Genomic DNA, 19,370 nt, shown 5'->3' on the forward strand with positions numbered 1-19,370 from the left:
CTCCCCTTGCCGAGTCAGTATCAGCATAGGCGAGCGGCCGGCGAGCGGGGTCAGCTGAGCTGGGTAAACTCCTGACGCAGCTTGCGAAAACGGTCCTGCTGGGCCGGGTTGAGGGGGATGCCGTCCAGCACCTCCAGGGTCTCCTTGCACTCGGCGCCAAACTCCGGGCTCTTGCGGTTTTTCTGCATCAGCTGCAGCAGCACCTGGATCTTGTTGAGGGCGGCACCGGTATTGGCCGGGGCCCGGCGCAGCGCCTCGCGAAAGTGGCCGAGCGCCTGTTCCAGCTCGCCGGACTGATAGGCCTTGATGCCCAGCTCGTTGAGCTGCTGGTAGCGCTGGCGGCGTTCCAGCACCGTCTTGTCGTCGCGGGTGGCCTGGATGCAGGTGGTGAGCAGTCGATCCTCGTCTTCGGCCAGCAGTGCCTGCAGGCTCTCGGCATATTCAAACTCGCCGAGCTGATAGAGGGCGAGTATGGTCTCGCCCAGCAGGCTGGGGGGCATGGTGGCCGGCTGATCGAGCCAGTTCTGGTTGGCGCGGTAGAGCATCTTCTTGCCCTTGAGCAGTTCCCCCAGGGCGATCTGCACCCGGGCCTGGCAGATCTGCTCGAACACCGGGTAGTTGAACTCCGCCATCATCAACGAGTCGCGAATGCGCGACAGGGCCGAGTTGACCTGCTTTTGCAGGTTGGCGATGTGGTAGATGTCGTTGCTGTTGAGGGCGTAGAGGGTCAGTGCCTGGATATAGGCCCCCAGATAGTGGGGGGTGCGGTGGATCGAGTTGCGCGACAGATCGATGAGGGAGAGCAGCACGTCCTTGGCCTGGGCGTAGTCGTGGCGCAGCAGGCACACCTCCGCCAGCCGGCGGGAAAGCTGTACCGACTGGGGCGAGATGTCCACCGCCCGCTTGAGCTCCTGCTGGGCCTGCTCGTCATTGCCGAGCGCCAGCAGGGATTCCGCCAGCCAGAGGTGGGCCTCCACCATCAGCGGGGTGTTCTTGAGGGTCGCCTGCAGGTGGCTCACCGCCTCCTCGTGCAGACCCAGGGTGTGGCACGCCTTGCCCAGTGTCAGGCGGGCCCAGCTGTTCTCCTGGCCGGCCAGCAGCTGGCGCATCAGGCTGCGGGCCTCCTTGGCCTGGCCCAGCTTGAGCTGGGTATCGGCCTGCAGACAGCGGCAGAAGTTGGCAAAGCGCGGTACCGCATCGGCTCGCTCGGCGCAGGCGGCGAGCAGGGTGGTCAGGTTCTCCTCGGCAAGGGCGCTGAACACGCTCTCCAGCGCCTGACGGCGGGCGAGGGCACGTTTGAGGCGAAACGAGAACTGCTCCTGGGAGAAGGGCTTCATCAGGTATTCGTCGGGCTCGGCCTCCAGCGCGCTCAGCACCATGGCGCGGGAGCTGTCGCCGCTCACCATGATCACCACGCTCTGGGGCGGGATGAGCTTCTGGTCGCGCAGGCTCTCCAGCAGCTGGCGACCGTTCTCGCCAACCCCCAGCTCGTAATCGATGAGGTAGATGTCGAAGGACTCTTTCTGGCAGCGCCGTCTGGCCTCTTCGGCCGAGTTGACATAGGTGATGCGACTGATGCCGATGTTGATCAGCATCGCCTTCATCATCACCTGAAAGGAGCGCTGTTCGTTGACCAGCAGGATGCGCTTCGGTTTGGGTGGGGCTTTTTTCTCTGGCTCGGATTCCGGTGTCTGCATCTGTCTGGTCAGGGCGCTACGGGCGGATAACAGAAGTGTGCCACCAAAGCGCGCAGACAGGCAATTGAACATCCATGCCGCCGCCGTTTTTCCTCTGGCAAGGGGGCGCCGGGCCTGAAAAAAACCGCCGCGGCCCTTGATCCCGGTCAAGCGGGCGCTGGATTGCACTGGCGGCGCCCACGCCGGTTTTTAGACTGAAAAGAGGCGGGCCGCGGGCCTGCCTTCGACCATCCAGTGACCACAAGGAGGAATCAAATGAGTTTGCTCCCAGGCCGTACCAGTCTGTTTGATGACCTGTTTCACGACATGGCCTCCGGTTTCTACATCCGGCCCCTGCACGGGGATCCGCTGCCGAGCCAGATCAAGCTGGACCTCAAGGAGAGCGACGGCGGCTATCTGCTGCAGGCGGAACTGCCCGGGGTGTCGAAGGAGGACATCCACGTGGATGTGCACGGCAAGCTGGTGACCCTGAAGGCGGAGATCCGCCAGCACGACAGCCAGAGCAAGGATGAGCGCACCCTGCGCAGCGAGCGCTATTTCGGCAGCGTATCGCGCACCGTCGAACTGCCGGTGGAGGTGACGCCGGAGCAGGTGGTCGCCCGCTTCGACAACGGTATCCTCACCCTGCAACTGCCCAAGCAGGCGGTGACCCCGGCGCCCCACCGCATCCCCATCGAGTAGCGCCGGCTTGCACACCACGAGGCCCCGCAGTGCGGGGCCTCGCTCTTTTATGGCGGTTGGGGAGCAGGCCGGGGAGAGGGCAGGGATAGCTGGCGGCGACCCCGACTCGTTCCTGATCACAAGGCCGCCCCCGCTCGGCTCCGGCACAGCCCCTCCGGGTGGATTTTTTCAGAAGGGGATTGTGCAAGTGGGTTTCTTTTGATACCACTGAATGCTTTCCCCTGCGGATCAGCCACCATTGCGCGACAAGGAGTTCCCATGCGCCTGCCACCCTTTCCCCCGCTGGTCTGGATCGTGATCCTGGGCACCTTCATGGTGCGCACCAGTTTCTTCATGGTCTGGCCCTTCCTCTCCATCCTGCTCTACCGGGAGTATGGCCTGTCAGCCTCCGGTATCGGGATGCTGCTGGGTGGCGCGGCCGTGCTCTCCTGCCTCATCGGCTTCTACGTCGGCTGGCTCTCCGACCGGCTCGGCCGGCGCACCATACTGCTGCTCGGCTGCGCCCTGTCGTGCGGTGCCTACCTGTTGCTCGGATTCGGCCACTCCCTCTGGCTCATCACCCTCGGGGTGTTTGGCTCGGGCCTCTCCTACGCCTTTATCGACACCCCGGGCAAGGCGCTGATGGGGGATCTGCTGCCCGAGAAGGCGCTGCGGGAGCTGGCTCTGCACCTGCGCTACTTCCTGCTCAACGTGGGGGCGGGGGTGGGGCCCCTCATCGGCGTCATGGTGGGGCTGGGTGCGCGCCAGGAGACCTTCGTGGTGACGGCCGCCAGCTATGGTCTGCTCGGCATCGCCTTCCTGCTCGGCTTTCGCCGCGACTGCGCCAGCCGGCCGGATGCCGGTCTCTCCCTGGGGGCCATGCTCAGGGTGGTGGGGCGGGATCGCGCCTTCATGCTGTTCATCCTCGCCAACCTGCTGATGAATCTGGTCTACGCCCAGGTGGAGTCGCCGCTGATCCAGTACCTGACCCGCGCCGGCGCCCCCGAGGTGGAGACGCTGGTGGCCCTGTTGGTGGCCACCAATGCGCTCACCATCATCACCCTGCAGTTTCCGCTGCTGCACCTGACCCGGCGCTGGCGGGTAAGCCTGCGGCTGCAGTTCTCCATCCTGCTGATGGCATCGGCCCAGGTGATGTTCGCCCTGTCGAGCCCGGCCCTGCTGTGGCCCTGGCTGGTGGCGATGTTCTTGCTGAGCGTGGGGGAGGCGGTGCTGTTTCCGCTCTTCAACGTGCTGATCGACCAGATGGCGCCGGCTCACCTCAAGGGGAGCTACTTCGGCGCCAGCGCCCTGGCCGGGCTCGGTTGGGCATTCTCGCCTATGGTGGGAGGCTGGTTCTTGCAAGTGTGGGGTGGCCCGGCCCTGTTCGCCGTGATGACCGCGATCTGCATGCTGGTGTTTGCCCTCTACGGGATGGGTCGCCGGGAGGCGCGTCCGTCGGCCTCGCCTGCCGGCTGCGAGGATTAACACGCAAGCGCGTTGACGGCGCTCACTGGTTTGCTGTCGCCGAGGGGATGCGGCAATACCCCACCCCATTCCCATCGAATCACGCCGGCTTGAAAGCACGAGGCCCCGCAGTGCGGGGCCTCGTTGTTATGATTGCTGGGTCATGGTTGCCGCGTTATGGCTGCTTGGGAACCAGATAGGGGGCGAACTGGGGGGTATGGCTGGCGGCGAAGCCCTGCTCGGTCTTGACGATGAGGTAGACCGCGAGCCCATGCGCCCTGGCAAAGGCCATCGCCTGCTCCGGCCCCATCACCATGAGGGCGGTGTCGAGGGCGTCGGCCTCGAGCGCAGTCGGGGTGATGACGCTGGCGGAGACCAGCTTGTGGGTGATGGGCTGGCCGCTGGCAGGGTCGATGATGTGGGAGTAGCGCTGGCCGTCGAGCTCGTAGTAGTTGCGATAGCTGCCGGCGGTGCTGAGGGCCATGCCGTTGGGGATCACCACGTCCGAGAAGGCGCCGGGCTGGTCGGACGGCTCGACGATGGCCACCCGCCAGGGTTTGCCCTTGGCGTTGTTGCCCTTGCTGCGCACGGCGCCGGCCACCTCGATGAGGTAGTTGTGCACCCCCTTTTGCTCCAGCAGGCCGGCAATCTCGTCAGAGGCCGCCCCCTCGCCCAGGGTGGAGAGATCGAGGTAGAGATCGGGAATGTCCTTGCCGAGCAGGAAGTGATCCCCCTCTGGGGTCAAGGTCAGCCGATCGATGCCCACCCTCTGACGGGCGCTGGCGATCTGCTCGGCGCTGGGGCGCTTGACCGGACGTTTGTCCGGCCCGAATCCCCACAGGTTGACCAGCGGGCCTATGGTGACGTCGAGCTTGCCTTTGGTGAGATGGCCGGCATCGATGCCCTGCTGCACGATTTTGGCCATGGTGGCGGGAATGGCCATAGGTGGCTGACCGCTGCCCTGATTGAAGCGGGAGATGAGGGAGTTCGGGTCGTAGGTGGAGATCTCGTGGTTCATGCGCGCCAGCAGGGCGTCGACCTCCTGCTGCAGCGCAGGCTCCCCGCCCGGGAAAGGGTCGCTCAGGGTCACCGCATAATAGGTGCCCATGGTCTTGCCCTGAATGCGGGTCTGGGTCGGGGCTGGCTGACAGGCGGTCAGCATCAGCAGCAGGGTTAACAACAGGCCGCGGGGGGCCGGGCGAGCAAGGAGCGACATGCGGGATCTCTCTGGCTAAAAACGGATGGCTCGAGCGCGGGCTGCGAGCCGGGGTCGCCAGCTTAGCCAAGGGCGCGGCGGCGGGCGAGCGTCGGCTGGAGAAAAGCGCGGGAGATAATTAAACAAAGAGTGGTTAATGGGCGGCGCGGCCGGTTTGTCCAGTCAAATAATGGGAACAATCTGGTGACCTGACCCGCAGCTTTGCGCTAAAGACATAGCCGAATGACGACAGTTGAGTAGAATAAGGTCGATTTTGACAGCATGTTTGCCAGCCATGGTGCGAGCCTGCAGGCAATTGTGTTGCCATCTATTGCCAATCAAAGGAGAGGATGATGAAAAAGGCGATTACCCTGCTGTTTCTGAGCACCCTGGCTGCCCCGGCTCTGGCCGATGAGTGCGCGTTGGTCATCGAAGGCAATGATGCCATGCAGTACAACCTCAAGGAGATGAGCGTACCGGCCACCTGCAAAGAGGTGACCGTGACCCTGAACCATACCGGCAAGATGCCGGTGACCGCCATGGGCCACAACTGGGCGCTGGCCAATACCGCCGACTATCAGGCCGTTGCCACCGCGGGCATGAGCGCCGGCGCCGAGAACAACTACCTGCCCAAGGATGATCCCCGCGTACTGGCCCACACCAAGCTGGTGGGCGGCGGCGAGAGCACCAGCGTCACCTTCAAGACCGACGGCCTGGCCGGCAAAGACCTCACCTTCTTCTGCTCCTTCCCCGGTCACTTCGCCATGATGAAGGGCACCTTCAAGGTCGGCTAAGCACGTTGTGCCGACCCAGAAGCCGGGCAGTGCCCGGCTTTTTTGTGGCCGCTTGCCATGCCTTAGGGAACCCTGGCTCTGCGCCGGGAGTTGTGTGCCGTTTTATGATCCGGCGCGGGGTGAGTGGGGAGCATAGCGGGTAAGATAGGCCCCTTTCGGACCTGATGGTCCGCGTGAGAGGAGTCGTTTGTCGTGAGAAACGCCATCAACTGGGTGGTCGGCTGTTGCCTGCTGCTGGTGTGCGCCATCGTGCTGGCGGCAGAGCCGCCGGTGAAGAAGAGCCGCAACGGCATCTGTCATCCCAAGGGCGGCACCTACTACAGCCGCACCAAGCACTACACCCCCTATGACTCCATGCAGGCCTGCCTCGACAGCGGCGGCCGGGCGCCGAAACGCTGATTACTGCACAGAAAAATCAAATCCAAAGTGTGAAATCGGCCAAGTCAAAACATTTGATGTTTTTAGTTGTGCATTTGGCTGATTCAGTCTTTAACCATTCAAAGGCTGCTTTTTTATGCCCTTGTCCTTCAATCAAAATAATGACATTGGGCTCGGGGGCTTTATAAGCACTTTGCAGGAAGAAAGGAAACTTGCGGTCTACGGAGCCAGATACTTGTTGTTGGTGTGGCTCAATTCGAGTGAGGCCATATATCGGATGGTTAATTACAAAAGCGCTAATGGCTTTGAGACCGTACAAATCCTCATAAGGCACCCGGCATTTGAACGTTTTTGGGATAGCGATTTTGTTGTCTTCAACGTATTGAAACTCAATAAGAATTTCTTTTATCTTGGTTTGTAGCTGTTGATTGCTTTTTTCTTCTTCCGAGGTCAATTCTGGTGGAGCCTCGAATCCTTCAAGAGTGTATTGCATAGGATCTCTCATTACAGGAAAGCAATGAGACCCATACTACCCCCTAATATTGATTGCTTTCAATATTAGGGGGTGTTTTTTGAGCGATATTGATGTGAGGCTGTCACTTTAAATAATGGGCTGCAGGGTAAAGAAGGCGATGGCGCTCTTCTTCTGGCAGTCGAACTGGATGCTCTGCTCGCCGCTGATCAGCAGGGTCTCGTTGACCGCCATGGGCTGTCCCGCCGCCGTGAGCTGGCCGCTCAGCAGGTAGCAGAGATAGGTCTTGTCCGCCTCCAGGGTGAGGCTGAGCGGGAAGGGGAGGTTGAGTACCCGCACGTTGGCGCTGAGGCGGGCCGGATCATAGATGAGCCCCAGATCCGTCACCTCTTTTTTCAGCAGCTCGCAGTGGGTGTCGTCATCCCCGCTGAAGTGGGCCGCCTCGAAGGTGGCGTAGGGGTGGCCGTTGAGTACGAAGCCGGCCCCGCTGATGGGCAGCAGGATGCGCTGATAGCCGGGGAATTTCGAGAAGGAGCCGGCCCCCTTGATGGGCGCCGAGCTCAGCCGATAGGCAAAATCGAGCCTGTCGAGGCTGGCGCCGGCAGGGGAGATGAGGATCTGGGCTGTGGTGCCCTGCTTGTTCTTCCAGGGCATTTTCAGCTGGTCGGACTCTTTTATCAGGGTGATCAATGGCGCCTCGGCAGGTGGTGAACGGAGTGAATCTGGTGGCCCAGTGATACCATCCCGCCCGCCGACCCACAAGGCTGCGTCTGTCCGTCCCGCACTGCCCGCCCACTATTTCATCAGTTTCATCAGTCAGGCCAGCCATCGCCCTTGCGTTGGCTGCTTTCCCGTCGCGGCTGTATGAAACGCAACCACTTGTGCAGGGCGGCGAGAGGGCAAAACGGCAGGCTGTGATCCCGTCGCTGTTAAAGCGGCGGCGGCTCGCTACACTGGCGGTTCTGTTGCCCAAGGAGGCCCCATGACTCACAAGATCATTCTGGATACCGATCCTGGTATCGATGACGCCATGGCAATTCTGTTTGCCGAAGCCCACCCCGCCATCGAGCTGCTCGCCATCACCACGGTATTTGGCAATGCCACCATCGAGAACGGCACTCACAACGCCCTCTGGCTCAAGCAGCAATACGGCATGAAGGCGGATGTGGCGCAGGGGGCGGCCGCCCCGCTGCGACGCGAGCCGGTGGGCCCGACCACTGTGGTGCACGGCCCGAGCGGGTTTGGCGACGTGACGGCGGGGGAGGTGACGCTCACTCCGGATCCTCGGCCGGCCTGGCAATACATAGTCGAGGCGGTGAAGGCCGCTCCCGGCGAGATCACCCTGGTCACCATAGGGCCGCTCACCAACCTGGCGCTGGCGCTGCAGGCGGCCCCCGAGATTGCCGGCCTGGTGAAGCAGGTGGTGGTGATGGGCGGCGCCTTCGGCGTCAACGGCCATCGCGGCAATGTGACCCCCTATGCCGAGGCCAACATCCACGACGATCCGGATGCCGCCGACCGGGTGTTCACCGCCCGCTGGCCTGTGGTGATCATCGGGCTGGACGTGACCCAGCAGAGTTTCTTCAGCAGCGCCTATCTGGACGCACTGCGCGATGACGCGGGCGAGCCGGGCCGTTTCCTGTGGGATGTCAGCCGCTTCTACCTGCGCTTCTACTCCGAGCGGATCGGGCTCGATGGTTGCCACGTGCACGACCCGTCCGCCATCGCCTACGTGATCGATCCGACCCTGTTCACCCTGCGTGAGGGGCCGGTGCGGGTCATCAACGACGGCCCTGCTATTGGCCACACCCTGCAGAAATTTGACGGCAAGTCCCACCCCCACGACGAGTGGGCCGACCATCCGGCCCAGCAGGTCGGGGTGGCGGTACGGGATCAGGCGCTGCTGGCACTCTATCGGGAGACGCTGGTGGCCTGGGGTCGCAACCGCTAGAGGGCTCGGCGAGCAGGGTGGCTTGCGGTCGGACTTGAGGTACGGCTGTGATCCGCACCAAACAATCGGGGGCCAGTTGCGGCTTATACTGGCAGCAACCGTGTGAAGAAGGAGAAACAGGATGGCCTGGTTGTCGTTGCTGGTGGCGATTGCCCTGATCTGGTGGTTGATGAAGCTGGGGCGTGGCGCCCTGTTCGAGATCCGGCTTGCCCCCGGCAAGGTGCAGGTCAAGCGGGGCAAGGTGTCGCCCGCGTTCATCGAGCATGCCAAACAGATCCTGCGTCACGAGACGGTGCGCGGGCGCATCCTGGGTCAGCGCGATGGCGATGGGGTCAAGCTGGTCTTCTCCCGCTCCATTCCGGAGCCGGTGGCCCAGCGTTTTAGCAACATCTTCCCCTATGGTGATTACCGGCTGGGGGCAGCGCCGCTCTCCGGCTCCAAACCGCGCAAGGGGTGAGTCGTCACTCACATAGCAAACGGGCCTCCACTGGAGGCCCATTTCGTTATGGTCGGCGCGAGTTATTGGTGCAGGGCGCGCTGGGCCTTGACCGTCTCCGGCTTGATGGCCGCCCCTTCATTGCCCCAGGAGGCGCGCAAGGTGTTGACCAGCTCGGCGATCTGCTGATCGTTGAGGGTCCAGCCGTAGCCCGGCATGTGGTAGCCGATATTGCCCTGGGTGACCGGGGTCTCGGCGCCGTGCAGCAGTACATTGAGCAGGCTGCTCGGGTCCTCGGCCAGCACGGTCTGGTTGCCGACCAGGGAGGGGATGACGTGGTCGTTGCCGCGCCCGTCGTTGCCGTGGCAGGTGGAGCAGTACATGGCGTAATCCGCCTTGCCGCCGGCACTGGCGTAGGCCCGGTTGCCCCTGGCGGCCGGTGCCTCGTCATCCAGCCCGGTCAGGTAGGTGGCGATACTGGCCAGATCCGCGTCGCTGAAGTACTGGCTGCTGTGAGTGATCACTTCCGCCATGGGGCCGCTGACGGCCTGATGCTGGCTGCGGCCGGTTTTCAGCAGATCGATGAGGGCTTGCTTGTCGTAGCGGCTGCCGCGAATGTCGGGGGCATACCAGCCATCCAGGGTGGCGCCGCTCAGGTAGAGGGGATCCGCCTCGGTCAGGGCTTTTTCCTGCATGCCGATCCCGCGCGGGGTGTGGCAGCTGCCGCAGTGGCCGGCCCCCTGCACCAGATAGGCGCCGCGGTTCCACTCTTCACTCTTGCCGGCGACCGGGGTGAAGCGGCCGTCATCGTGATAGAGCCAGTTCCAGCCCCTGAGGGGCCAGCGCATGTTGAGCGGCCAGGGGATGTCGCTCGCCTTGTTGGCAATGGCCTGCGGCTGCACATCCTGCATCAGGTAGTGGTAGAGGACAGTGAGATCCTCATCGCTCATCTTGGCGTAGGCGGTGTAGGGCATGGCCGGGTAGAGTGGGTCGCCGCTGCGGGTGATCCCTTCGCGCATCACCTTGATGAACTCGGGCAGGCTGTAGTTGCCGATGCCGTGGGTCTTGTCCGGGGTGATGTTGGTGGCGTAGACGGTGCCGACAGGGGTGGGGAAACCCTTGCCGCCGGCGAGTGGCTTGCTCGCCTCGCTGGTGTGGCAGGCGGCGCAGTCCCCCAGCTTGGCCACGTATTCACCCGCCGACATGGCGGGGGCGGCTTGCAGGGCGAAGGTGGGCAGGGCCAGCAGCACGGCGCTGGCAGTCAGGGAACGGATCATTTGGCACCTCCCTTGGTCAGGGCGACCAGCTCGTTGACGGCGCGCCACGCCTCGTCGATGGCTGCGTGGGCATAGGGGCTCCAGCCCGCGTCCGAGTTGGCGATGGTGATGTTGCCCACCGGCTGGCGGCCCTGCTCAATGAAGCGTTCTGACTGCTCTTCATCGTCAAACAGGGAGTTGGCGATGTAGGAGTAGCCGTGGGACCAGCGGTTGACCGTGATGGCGAGGATATCCTGCTCATGGTTGAAGCCGGCCTCGCCCAGCATGGCCTGCAGCTGCTCGCGGATCATCTGCTCGTGCTGCTCGAACGGCATGCCGAGGAGCATGGCGCGCCCCTTGCGGGACTGCTCGCGGGCCGACAGGCCGCTGCCCGGCAGGGTCGGCACATAGACCATGTGCAGGCACATGGGCTGATCCGGGTTCTTGGGATGCTCGTAGCCGCCGAGGTCGACCGGGTAGTCGAGCTTGACCCGGCTGTAGGGGGCGGCCGGGGCATAGACCTCGTGCACGCCGAGTTTGACGAACGGCTGCCAGTTTCTGATCACTACCTTGGTGTAGACCAGCGGCGCCTTGACGTTCTGGCGCAGCGCCTCCTTCTGGGGCGCCGGCATCTCGGGCACCAGGTAGGGGATCATCATGTTGTAGCCGGCCATGATGCACTGTCTGCCCTGCACCCGGTGCAGCTTGCCCTCCTTGATGTAGGTGACGTCCACCCCCTGTTTGCCGTCCTTGAGCGGCACGTTTCTGGCCTGCAGCGCCGTGCTGCCAAGGCGCAGCTGCACCTTGTGCTCGGGGCGGTCGAGCTGGCTGTAGTCGAACCTGGCCAGTACCACGTCCTGCATGGTGTGGCCCGGGGCCACCTGCGGGATGAGCTTGCGCACCATCAAGCGGGTGAGGCCGGCGTTGCCATCCGGGAAGTGGAAGATGTAAGGGTCGTCCAGCTCGGCCTGGGATTCTGCATCGAGCGGGGTGAGATCCATGCCGGCAAAGCCCGGCAGGGCGCACAGGCGCGCGTCGGCGCAGGAGGTGGCATCGATGCCGACCGCCTGGAAGTCGTCGGTGCGCTGCTGGAAGAAGGCGATGGCCCGCTCGCTCAGCCCCACCTTGTCGCGCAGGAAGGTGGTGTAGCTGTTGCTCTCCATCCAGGCGTCTTTCTGCTCGCGGGTCATGCCGTGCAGGTAGTCGGTCTTCTCTTCGTGCAGCGCCAGCAGGGCGGCCTTGTCGGTGTCGTCGAACGGGAAGTCGCCGATGAACTCGGCCAGCGGCCGGCCGTTCAGGCGATCGCGCGGGATGTCGTCGGCCACGCTGTGGCCCGGGTCGCCGCTCACTATCTTGTTGACCCCGAAGTGCTTCTCGTCAAAGAAGACGCCGCGGCTCAGGCCCAGATCCGGGTAGAAGGTCTGCTGGAAGCCTTTGGCCAGCTCGTCGATGTTGACCTCGAGCGCCTTGAGCAGCCCCAGCGCCACCGGGCTGTAGACGGAGCGCGGCGATTGCAGGGATTCGCTGCCGCCGTAGCCCAACCGCAGGCCATCCGGGGTGGTGAACTCGTTGCGCTTGGCGTGGCCACCGAAGTCGTCGTGGTTGTCGAGCAGCAGGATCTTTTTGTCCTTCCCGAGCAGTTGCTGATAGAAGCAGGCGGCGGAGAGGCCGCTGATGCCGGCGCCGACGATCACCAGATCGTACTCGCCCTCCAACGGGAGGTGGGCGAAGTCATACTGTTTGCCGTCGCGGGCGATGCTGTGAGCCGGCTCGAAGGAGCCCGGATGGTTGCCGCGCAGGCCGGTGAGAGCGGGCGGATAGACCAGCGTCTTCTCGGCCAGCGCCTTGCCGCCTTCGGCGGCCTGCAGCAGCTGGATGGGGGCGACGCCTGCCGCAATGGCAATGGCGACGCCGTTGAGAAAGTCTCTGCGTGTGATGCTCATGGCAATCCCTGTAAATGAAGAGTCGAATGAGAAGTGGGATAGGGTTGAATTCGTGACTGACGAGTAACGAAGGGGCGCAACCTACCGCTATATCCCGATGGAGTCCATGGCTTTGATAATAACTTATTAAACAAAATGGGGGATCATGTGATGGCCATGGCGGTGAGATGGATGAAATATGCATGTTTGTGAGGCAAAGCCACATCAACACCAAGGAATTAATTGAAATTTAATTTGATTAATTATGGTTAATTTCGAGTCTCACCTTTATTCGGCCATGGTCGACAAACAGGGCCTGATTATCGCCTGAATTTTCACCGCAAGGCCACCAAATGACACCCTTTATCCTTGTGAAATAAAAGGTTAAACGACGAAGTGGTGATTTAATCAACGCCGATTGGGTGAAATTGAGCCAGCCGCTGATTAATTGAGAACGGCCCGACATGGATAAATTCAGCGGCGTCAAGCCATTAACATGCGACATACAGAAATCGCAAACAGCACACAAGTGAAAGATTAATTTTTCATGTTGTTCACATCCCCCCCCGGTGAAATAGAATGCTGCGTTTTTCTTACCACTTTAGCCTTGCGAAGATGAGGACATTGCATGAGACCTTTTGATGTAAAGAGGGGCTTGGGCGCTTTGCTGTTGCTCGCGACTGCCGGCTTGCTGAGCGGCTGCGACATGGCGCTGATGAGCCCCAAGGGGCAAGTTGGTCTGGAGCAGAAGTCACTGATATTGACCGCACTCGGCTTGATGCTGATCGTGGTGGTGCCCGTGATCGTGATGGCAGTGGCGTTCGCTTACAAATACCGAGCGTCCAACACCAATGCCACCTATGCGCCTGACTGGGCCCACTCCAACAAGATTGAAGCGGTCGTCTGGACCGTACCCGTCATCATTATCGCCATCCTGGCGGTGATTACCTGGAAAACGTCCCACTCTCTGGATCCCTACAAACCGTTGGAATCCGAGGTGAAACCGATCCAGGTCGATGTCATCTCCCTTGACTGGAAATGGTTGTTTGTCTATCCGGAGCTGGGCATCGCCTCGGTCAACGAGCTGGCATTCCCGGTCAACACCCCGGTCAATTTCCGGGTGACCTCCGACACCGTGATGAACTCCTTCTTCATTCCCCAGCTGGGCGGCCAGATCTACGCCATGGCGGGCATGCAGACCAAGCTGCACCTGATTGCCAACGAGGCAGGCCAGTACAAGGGCATCTCGGGTGGCTACAGCGGCGCCGGTTTCTCCGGCATGAAGTTCAACGCCATCGCCACCCAGGATCAGGCCGGTTTCGACGCCTGGGTCGCCAAGGTGAAAGCCTCTTCCAAGGCGCTCAACACCATGGATGAGTTCAATACCCTGGCCAAGAAGAGCGAAAACCACCCGGTGGAGTACTTCGCCAGCGCCGATCCCAAGCTGTTCGTCAACATCATCAACAAGTTCATGGGCGACATGAAGCACGGCGAGCACGCTGCCATGCAACACGGCGAAGCATCGGCTGCGATGCCGCATGATGCCTCCATGAGCCACGAAGGCATGGAGCATGACGCCTCCATGAGCCATGAAGGCATGGAGCACGGCGACGCCATGCACCATGAGGCCCAGGGCGAGCAGATGGACCACGCCGGTCACATGCCGGCCGACAAGACTGTGAAAGCGGGTACTAACTGATGTTTGGAAAATTAACACTCGATGCCATTCCGTACCATGAACCCATCATCATGGTCACGATCGCCGGCATCATTCTGGGTGGGCTGGGTATCGCCGGTCTCATCACCTATTTCGGCAAGTGGCAATATCTGTGGAAAGAGTGGCTGACCTCGGTCGACCACAAACGCCTCGGTATCATGTATCTCATCCTCGGCATGGTCATGCTGCTGCGCGGCTTTGCCGATGCTGTGATGATGCGTACCCAGCAGGTCATGGCCTCGGCCGGGGGCGAGGGCATACTGCCACCGCACCACTACGACCAGATCTTCACCGCCCACGGCGTCATCATGATCTTCTTCGTGGCCATGCCGCTGGTGATCGGTCTGATGAACATCGTGGTGCCGATGCAGATCGGTGCCCGTGACGTCGCCTTCCCCTTCCTGAACAACCTGAGCTTCTGGTTCACTGCCGCGGCCGTGGTGCTGATCAACGTCTCCCTCGGGGTCGGTGAATTCGCCCAGACCGGCTGGCTGGCCTATCCGCCCTTGTCGGGGCTGGAGTTCAGTCCGGGGGTCGGGGTCGACTACTGGATCTGGAGTCTGCAGATCTCGGGTCTGGGGACCCTGCTGACCGGCGTGAACTTCTTCGCCACCATCATCAAGATGCGCGCCCCTGGCATGACCATGATGCGCCTGCCGGTGTTCACCTGGACCGCCCTGTGCGCCAACGTGCTGATCATCGCCTCCTTCCCGATCCTGACCGTCACCATCGCCCTGCTAACCGCAGACCGCTACCTGGGTACCCATTTCTTTACCAATGATATGGGTGGCAACATGATGATGTACATCAACCTGATCTGGGCCTGGGGTCACCCCGAGGTGTACATCCTGGTACTGCCGGTGTTCGGGATCTTCTCCGAAGTGGTGGCGACCTTCTGCAAGAAGAAGCTGTTCGGTTACACCTCGCTGGTGTGGGCGACCATCGCCATTACCGTGCTCTCCTTCATCGTCTGGCTGCACCACTTCTTCACCATGGGATCCGGCGCCAACGTGAATGCCTTCTTCGGCATCACCACCATGATCATCTCCATCCCGACCGGGGTGAAGATCTTCAACTGGCTGTTCACCATGTACCGCGGTCGCATCGAGTTCACCTCACCCATGCTGTGGACCGTCGGCTTCATCATCACCTTTACCGTGGGTGGCATGACCGGGGTACTGCTCTCCGTGCCGGCCGCCAACTTCGTGCTGCACAACAGCCTGTTCCTGATCGCCCACTTCCACAACGTCATCATCGGCGGCGTGGTGTTCGGCTGCTTCGCCGGTATCACCTACTGGTTCCCGAAAGCGTTCGGCTTCAAGCTGGATGACGTCTGGGGCAAGCGTGCCTTCTGGTGCTGGATCACCGGCTTCTTCGTGGCCTTCATGCCGCTCTACGTGCTGGGCTTCATGGGCATGACCCGTCGTGTCAGCCAGAACATCGATCCCGAGTTCCACGGCTGGCTGGTGGTGGCTGCCTGCGGCGCCGGTCTGATTGCGCTGGGTGTACTGTGCCAGGTGATCCAGATCGTGGTCAGCATCCGCGACCGCGAGAAGAACCGCGACCTGACCGGCGATCCCTGGGGTGGCCGTACCCTGGAGTGGTCCACTTCCTCGCCGCCCCCCTTCTACAACTTCGCCATCGAGCCGAAGATCAAAGGGCTGGATGCGTTCTGGGAAGCCAAGCAGGACGGTTCTGCCTATCAGCAGCCCAAGCACTATGACCCGATCCACATGCCGAAAAACTCCGGAGCCGGCGTCATCATCGCCGCCTTCAGCACCCTGTTCGGCTTTGCCATGATCTGGCACATCTGGTGGATGGCCATCGCCGGCTTCGTCGGCATGATCGCCACCTGGATCATCCACAGCTTCAATGACGACGTGGACTACTACGTGCAGGTTGACGAGATCGAGCGGATCGAGCGTCAGCATTTTGAAAATCTCAACAAGGTGGCTTAATTCCATGGCGACTGACGTTCTACATCACACTCACGGTGCCCATGAGGATGGGCACCATGATGCCGGCGCCAACAAGGTATTCGGCTTCTGGATCTACCTGATGAGTGACTGCATCCTGTTCGCGACCCTGTTCGCGACCTATGCGGTCCTGGTCAACGGCACCGCCGGCGGCCCGAGCGGCAAGGACATCTTCGAACTGCCGTTCGTGTTTGCCGAAACCATGCTGCTGCTGCTGAGCTCCATCACCTTTGGCTTTGGCATGCTGGCCATGAACAAGAATAAGGTGGCGGCGGTCAATACCTGGCTGTTCATCACCTTCCTGTTCGGTGCCGGCTTTATCGCGATGGAGATCTACGAGTTCCATCACCTGATTGCCGAGGGCTACGGTCCGGATCGCAGTGGCTTCCTCTCCGCCTTCTTCACCCTGGTGGGTACCCACGGTATCCACGTGACCAGCGGTCTTGTCTGGATCATCGTGATGATGGTGCTGGTAGCCAAGAAGGGGCTGACCGATCGCAACCGTACCCGTCTGATGTGCCTGAGCCTGTTCTGGCACTTCCTCGACGTGGTGTGGATCTGCGTCTTCACCGTGGTCTATCTGATGGGGGTCATGTAATGAGTCATTCCGTTGACAATCACGGCGCCAGCCACGGCAGCGCCAAGAGCTACCTGATTGGCTTCGTGCTGTCCCTGATCCTGACCGCAGTGCCGTTCTGGATGGTGATGGACGGTTCTGCCTCCCACACCACCGTGCTGGCCACCGTGGTCGGCATGGCGGTGGTGCAGATCTTCGTGCACTTGGTCTACTTCCTGCACATGAACACCTCGTCCGAGGAGCGCTGGAATCTGGTGGCACTGATCTTTACCGTGCTCATCATCGCCATCGTGGTCGTGGGTTCCCTGTGGATCATGTACAACCTCAACATCAACATGATGGTTCACTGAGCAGGTTGGCAATGATGATGAAGCAATACCTGCAAGTGACCAAGCCGGGCATCATCTTCGGTAACCTCATCTCGGTTATCGGAGGGTTCCTGCTGGCCTCCAAGGGGAGCCTGGATGTGCCCCTCTTCATCCTGACCATGGCTGGTGTATCACTGGTGGTCGCCTCCGGTTGCGTGTTCAACAACTACATCGACCGGGACATCGACTGCATCATGGAGCGCACCAAGAACCGTGCTCTGGTGAAGGGTCTGATCGCCCCCGGCGTATCGCTCTGGTACGCGAGCGCCCTCGGCATTGCGGGCATTGCACTGCTCTACTTTGCGGCCAATCCGTTGGCCGCCTTGCTGGCGGTGCTGGGCTTCATTGTCTATGTGGGGGTCTACAGCCTCTACATGAAGCGTCACTCGGTCTACGGCACCCTGGTCGGCAGCCTCTCCGGCGCCGCGCCGCCAGTCATCGGCTACTGCGCGGTGAGCGGTCAGTTCGACTCGGGCGCCTTGATCCTGCTGGCGATCTTCAGCCTGTGGCAGATGCCGCACTCCTATGCGATCGCCATCTTCCGCTTCAAGGATTACCAGGCGGCCAACATCCCGGTACTGCCGGTGGTGAAGGGGATCCCGGTGGCCAAGCTCCACATCACCCTCTACATCCTGGCCTTCATGGTGCCGACCCTGATGCTGTTCCTCGGTGGTTACGCCGGCTACAAGTATCTGGTGGTGGCCACCGCGGTCAGCGTCTGGTGGCTGGGGATGGCGCTGTCTGGCTACAAGGCGGCGGTGGATGACTCCCTCTGGGCGCGCAAGCTGTTCATGTTCTCCATCGTCACCATTACCTGCCTGAGCGTGATGATGTCGGTGGACTTCCAGCCGGAGGCCGAGCCTGCGGTACTGGTGAGCATGCTGCCCTGATAGTGTGACTTGCCCCCCTAAAATGCATGAAATCCAGAGCCGGGAACCTTCCCGGCTCTGTTATTATGGGGCCGCCCCGTCGGGCACTTTTCCCTTGTGTCGGGTGTGGCAAGCCCAGTGTCGGCCACCCCTTGAGTCTTCCTTTTTCCTGACCTATCGAGGCCATCATGAATGATTTCACCATGACGAGGGGCGAGCGCCGTGCCACCTGGGCGCTCGGCTCCGTCTTCTCGTTGCGCATGCTCGGCATGTTTATGGTGCTGCCGGTGCTGACCACCTACGGCATGTCTCTCGCGGGCGCCTCCGAGGCGCTCATCGGCCTGGCCATCGGCATCTACGGCATGACCCAGGCGCTGTTCCAGATCCCGTTCGGTTTGCTCTCCGACAAGGTGGGCCGCAAGCCCCTCATCGTCGGCGGTCTGCTGATGTTTGCTCTCGGCAGCGTGATCGCGGCGCTGACCCACTCCATCTGGGGCGTGATCCTCGGCCGCGCCCTGCAGGGCAGCGGCGCCATCTCGGCTGCCGTGATGGCGCTCTTGTCGGATCTCACCCGCGAGCAGAACCGCACCAAGGCGATGGCCTTCATCGGGGTGAGCTTTGGCATCACCTTCGCCATCGCCATGGTGACCGGCCCCCTCATCACCCATGCGCTGGGGCTCAGTGGTCTCTTCTGGTTGATCGCCCTGCTGGCGCTGGCGGGCATTGCCGTCACCCTCTGGCTGGTGCCGACCCCGAGCGGTCACCTGCTCAATCGCGAGTCCGGCATGGTGAAGGGTGGGATGCGCACCGTGTTGACCAACCCGCGCCTGCTCAAGCTCAACTTCGGCATCCTCTGCGTGCACACCCTGCTGATGTCGAGCTTCGTGGCGCTGCCGCCGCTGCTGGAGCGCGCCGGTTTGCCCCGCGACAGCCAGTGGCAGGCTTATCTGGTCACCATGCTGATCGCCTTCGTCAGCGTGGTGCCGTTCATCATCTATGCCGAGAAGCGCAGAAAGATGAAGCGGGTGTTCCAGATCTGCGTGCTGGTGATGCTCGTCGCCGAGCTGGTGCTCTGGCAAAGCGGCCTGCAGCTGTGGGGCCTGCTCGCCGGCCTGCAGATCTTCTTCATCGGTTTCAACGTGATGGAAGCGCTGTTGCCATCCCTCATCAGCAAGGAGTCGCCCCCCGGCTACAAGGGCACCGCCATGGGGATCTACTCCACCAGCCAGTTCATCGGGGTGGCCATCGGCGGCAGCCTCGGTGGCCTGCTCTACAGCCTGGGCGGCGGTGCCCTGGTGTTTGGCGGCTGCGCCGCGCTGGCCCTCGTCTGGCTCGGGGTCAGCCTCACCATGGCCGAGCCCCCCTATGTGAGCAGCCTGCGCATCGTGCTGCCGGAAGGGGTGGAGGCCGACACTGCGCTGGAGCAGAAGATCCGCGCCTGCGAGGGGGTGAGCGACGTGCTGCTGGCCGCTTCCGAGCGCTCCGTCTATGTGAAGGTGGACAGCAAGCGCCTGAGCCGGCGCGATCTGGAGTCGCTGGTCGCCGCCTGAGGACACCGACCAGCATGAAAAAGCCCGCCAATCCGGCGGGCTTTTTATTGGGCTCCATTCAGCTGGATTGTGCCCAGCTGTGCTTGGT

18 protein-coding genes are annotated in these 19,370 nt (G+C 62.0%); 12 read left to right on the top strand and 6 right to left on the bottom strand.

The window, feature by feature from the left end; translation table 11 throughout:
• Positions 1-50: 50 nt before the first annotated feature.
• The gene (locus tag AB5Y98_RS03285; protein WP_010633387.1) at positions 51-1,697 is read right to left on the bottom strand and encodes a tetratricopeptide repeat-containing response regulator; all 1,647 of its coding nucleotides are present in this window, start codon (positions 1,695-1,697) and stop codon (positions 51-53) included.
• Positions 1,698-1,952: 255 nt separating this feature from the next.
• On the opposite strand from AB5Y98_RS03285, the gene AB5Y98_RS03290 reads away from it, so the two are divergent.
• Positions 1,953-2,378 carry an Hsp20/alpha crystallin family protein gene (locus AB5Y98_RS03290; protein ID WP_279451266.1) on the top strand — a complete coding sequence of 142 codons (426 nt, stop codon included), beginning with the start codon at positions 1,953-1,955 and terminating at the stop codon, positions 2,376-2,378.
• Positions 2,379-2,636: 258 nt separating this feature from the next.
• Positions 2,637-3,842: an MFS transporter gene (locus AB5Y98_RS03295; RefSeq protein ID WP_017765684.1), complete on the top strand. Its 1,206-nt coding sequence runs from the start codon at positions 2,637-2,639 to the stop codon at positions 3,840-3,842.
• A 154-nt stretch (positions 3,843-3,996) separates the two neighbouring features.
• On the opposite strand, the gene AB5Y98_RS03300 is transcribed toward AB5Y98_RS03295, so the two are convergent.
• The gene (locus AB5Y98_RS03300) at positions 3,997-5,037 is read right to left on the bottom strand and encodes an FAD:protein FMN transferase (protein ID WP_368231328.1); all 1,041 of its coding nucleotides are present in this window, start codon (positions 5,035-5,037) and stop codon (positions 3,997-3,999) included.
• Between the two features lie 332 nt (positions 5,038-5,369).
• Between AB5Y98_RS03300 and azu the strand changes: the two genes are divergently transcribed.
• Together azu and AB5Y98_RS03310 are read left to right on the top strand one after the other, a co-directional pair.
• The gene (azu, locus tag AB5Y98_RS03305) at positions 5,370-5,810 is read left to right on the top strand and encodes an azurin (protein WP_005302949.1); all 441 of its coding nucleotides are present in this window, start codon (positions 5,370-5,372) and stop codon (positions 5,808-5,810) included.
• Positions 5,811-6,002: 192 nt separating this feature from the next.
• Entirely contained in the window at positions 6,003-6,209 is a 207-nt protein-coding gene (locus tag AB5Y98_RS03310) for a hypothetical protein (protein ID WP_024943355.1), read from the top strand.
• Positions 6,210-6,225: 16 nt separating this feature from the next.
• Here AB5Y98_RS03310 and AB5Y98_RS03315 read toward each other — a convergent pair whose 3' ends face one another.
• Positions 6,226-6,681: a PD-(D/E)XK nuclease superfamily protein gene (locus AB5Y98_RS03315; RefSeq protein WP_139398451.1), complete on the bottom strand. Its 456-nt coding sequence runs from the start codon at positions 6,679-6,681 to the stop codon at positions 6,226-6,228.
• Between the two features lie 108 nt (positions 6,682-6,789).
• Positions 6,790-7,350 carry a HutD family protein gene (locus AB5Y98_RS03320; RefSeq protein ID WP_368231329.1) on the bottom strand — a complete coding sequence of 187 codons (561 nt, stop codon included), beginning with the start codon at positions 7,348-7,350 and terminating at the stop codon, positions 6,790-6,792.
• A 292-nt stretch (positions 7,351-7,642) separates the two neighbouring features.
• Here AB5Y98_RS03320 and AB5Y98_RS03325 point away from each other — a divergent pair, with 292 nt between their 5' ends.
• Both AB5Y98_RS03325 and AB5Y98_RS03330 read left to right on the top strand, forming a co-directional pair.
• The gene (locus AB5Y98_RS03325) at positions 7,643-8,611 is read left to right on the top strand and encodes a nucleoside hydrolase (RefSeq protein WP_368231330.1); all 969 of its coding nucleotides are present in this window, start codon (positions 7,643-7,645) and stop codon (positions 8,609-8,611) included.
• A 121-nt stretch (positions 8,612-8,732) separates the two neighbouring features.
• Positions 8,733-9,068, top strand: a complete 336-nt coding sequence (locus AB5Y98_RS03330; protein WP_368231331.1) for a DUF3634 family protein — start codon at positions 8,733-8,735, stop codon at positions 9,066-9,068.
• 62 nt (positions 9,069-9,130) lie between these two features.
• Here AB5Y98_RS03330 and AB5Y98_RS03335 read toward each other — a convergent pair whose 3' ends face one another.
• Positions 9,131-10,324, bottom strand: a complete 1,194-nt coding sequence (locus tag AB5Y98_RS03335) for a cytochrome c (RefSeq protein ID WP_368231332.1) — start codon at positions 10,322-10,324, stop codon at positions 9,131-9,133.
• Entirely contained in the window at positions 10,321-12,246 is a 1,926-nt protein-coding gene (locus AB5Y98_RS03340) for an NAD(P)-binding protein (protein WP_368231333.1), read from the bottom strand. Before AB5Y98_RS03340 ends, AB5Y98_RS03335 begins: the two co-directional genes overlap by 4 nt.
• 607 nt (positions 12,247-12,853) lie before the next feature.
• On the opposite strand from AB5Y98_RS03340, the gene cyoA reads away from it, so the two are divergent.
• The 6 genes from cyoA (at position 12,854) to AB5Y98_RS03370 (ending at position 19,282) form a co-directional block, all read left to right on the top strand.
• The gene (cyoA, locus tag AB5Y98_RS03345) at positions 12,854-13,924 is read left to right on the top strand and encodes a cytochrome o ubiquinol oxidase subunit II (RefSeq protein ID WP_080630592.1); all 1,071 of its coding nucleotides are present in this window, start codon (positions 12,854-12,856) and stop codon (positions 13,922-13,924) included.
• A complete protein-coding gene (gene cyoB, locus AB5Y98_RS03350) occupies positions 13,924-15,900 on the top strand; it encodes a cytochrome o ubiquinol oxidase subunit I (protein WP_368231334.1) in 1,977 nt (658 codons plus the stop codon). Before cyoA ends, cyoB begins: the two co-directional genes overlap by 1 nt.
• 4 nt (positions 15,901-15,904) lie before the next feature.
• Positions 15,905-16,516: a cytochrome o ubiquinol oxidase subunit III gene (locus tag AB5Y98_RS03355; protein WP_005302934.1), complete on the top strand. Its 612-nt coding sequence runs from the start codon at positions 15,905-15,907 to the stop codon at positions 16,514-16,516.
• A complete protein-coding gene (locus AB5Y98_RS03360) occupies positions 16,516-16,845 on the top strand; it encodes a cytochrome o ubiquinol oxidase subunit IV (RefSeq protein ID WP_005302933.1) in 330 nt (109 codons plus the stop codon). The genes AB5Y98_RS03355 and AB5Y98_RS03360 overlap by 1 nt, the downstream gene beginning before the upstream one ends.
• Positions 16,846-16,856: 11 nt before the next feature.
• Positions 16,857-17,753 (top strand): heme o synthase, encoded by an 897-nt coding sequence (gene cyoE, locus AB5Y98_RS03365; protein WP_095592355.1) that lies wholly within the window; start codon positions 16,857-16,859, stop codon positions 17,751-17,753.
• Positions 17,754-17,920: 167 nt separating this feature from the next.
• Positions 17,921-19,282 carry an MFS transporter gene (locus tag AB5Y98_RS03370; protein WP_017780805.1) on the top strand — a complete coding sequence of 454 codons (1,362 nt, stop codon included), beginning with the start codon at positions 17,921-17,923 and terminating at the stop codon, positions 19,280-19,282.
• The last annotated feature ends 88 nt before the right edge of the window (positions 19,283-19,370 follow it).

Origin of the sequence: Aeromonas sp. s3 (assembly GCF_040907805.1) — a bacterium.
Lineage (GTDB): Bacteria > Pseudomonadota > Gammaproteobacteria > Enterobacterales > Aeromonadaceae > Aeromonas > Aeromonas dhakensis.

Bases quoted from the DNA above. Each gene is read 5' to 3' on its own strand.
- cyoA (WP_080630592.1), top strand. From the start codon at position 12,854: ATGAGACCTTTTGATGTAAAGAGGGGCTTGGGCGCTTTGCTGTTGCTC.
- AB5Y98_RS03295 (WP_017765684.1), top strand. From the start codon at position 2,637: ATGCGCCTGCCACCCTTTCCCCCGCTGGTCTGGATCGTGATCCTGGGC.
- AB5Y98_RS03360 (WP_005302933.1), top strand. From the start codon at position 16,516: ATGAGTCATTCCGTTGACAATCACGGCGCCAGCCACGGCAGCGCCAAG.
- AB5Y98_RS03330 (WP_368231331.1), top strand. From the start codon at position 8,733: ATGGCCTGGTTGTCGTTGCTGGTGGCGATTGCCCTGATCTGGTGGTTG.
- AB5Y98_RS03340 (WP_368231333.1), bottom strand. From the start codon at position 12,246: ATGAGCATCACACGCAGAGACTTTCTCAACGGCGTCGCCATTGCCATT.
- AB5Y98_RS03370 (WP_017780805.1), top strand. From the start codon at position 17,921: ATGAATGATTTCACCATGACGAGGGGCGAGCGCCGTGCCACCTGGGCG.
- AB5Y98_RS03285 (WP_010633387.1), bottom strand. From the start codon at position 1,697: ATGCAGACACCGGAATCCGAGCCAGAGAAAAAAGCCCCACCCAAACCG.
- AB5Y98_RS03355 (WP_005302934.1), top strand. From the start codon at position 15,905: ATGGCGACTGACGTTCTACATCACACTCACGGTGCCCATGAGGATGGG.
- AB5Y98_RS03290 (WP_279451266.1), top strand. From the start codon at position 1,953: ATGAGTTTGCTCCCAGGCCGTACCAGTCTGTTTGATGACCTGTTTCAC.
- cyoE (WP_095592355.1), top strand. From the start codon at position 16,857: ATGATGATGAAGCAATACCTGCAAGTGACCAAGCCGGGCATCATCTTC.
- azu (WP_005302949.1), top strand. From the start codon at position 5,370: ATGAAAAAGGCGATTACCCTGCTGTTTCTGAGCACCCTGGCTGCCCCG.
- AB5Y98_RS03315 (WP_139398451.1), bottom strand. From the start codon at position 6,681: ATGCAATACACTCTTGAAGGATTCGAGGCTCCACCAGAATTGACCTCG.
- AB5Y98_RS03335 (WP_368231332.1), bottom strand. From the start codon at position 10,324: ATGATCCGTTCCCTGACTGCCAGCGCCGTGCTGCTGGCCCTGCCCACC.
- AB5Y98_RS03325 (WP_368231330.1), top strand. From the start codon at position 7,643: ATGACTCACAAGATCATTCTGGATACCGATCCTGGTATCGATGACGCC.
- cyoB (WP_368231334.1), top strand. From the start codon at position 13,924: ATGTTTGGAAAATTAACACTCGATGCCATTCCGTACCATGAACCCATC.
- AB5Y98_RS03300 (WP_368231328.1), bottom strand. From the start codon at position 5,037: ATGTCGCTCCTTGCTCGCCCGGCCCCCCGCGGCCTGTTGTTAACCCTG.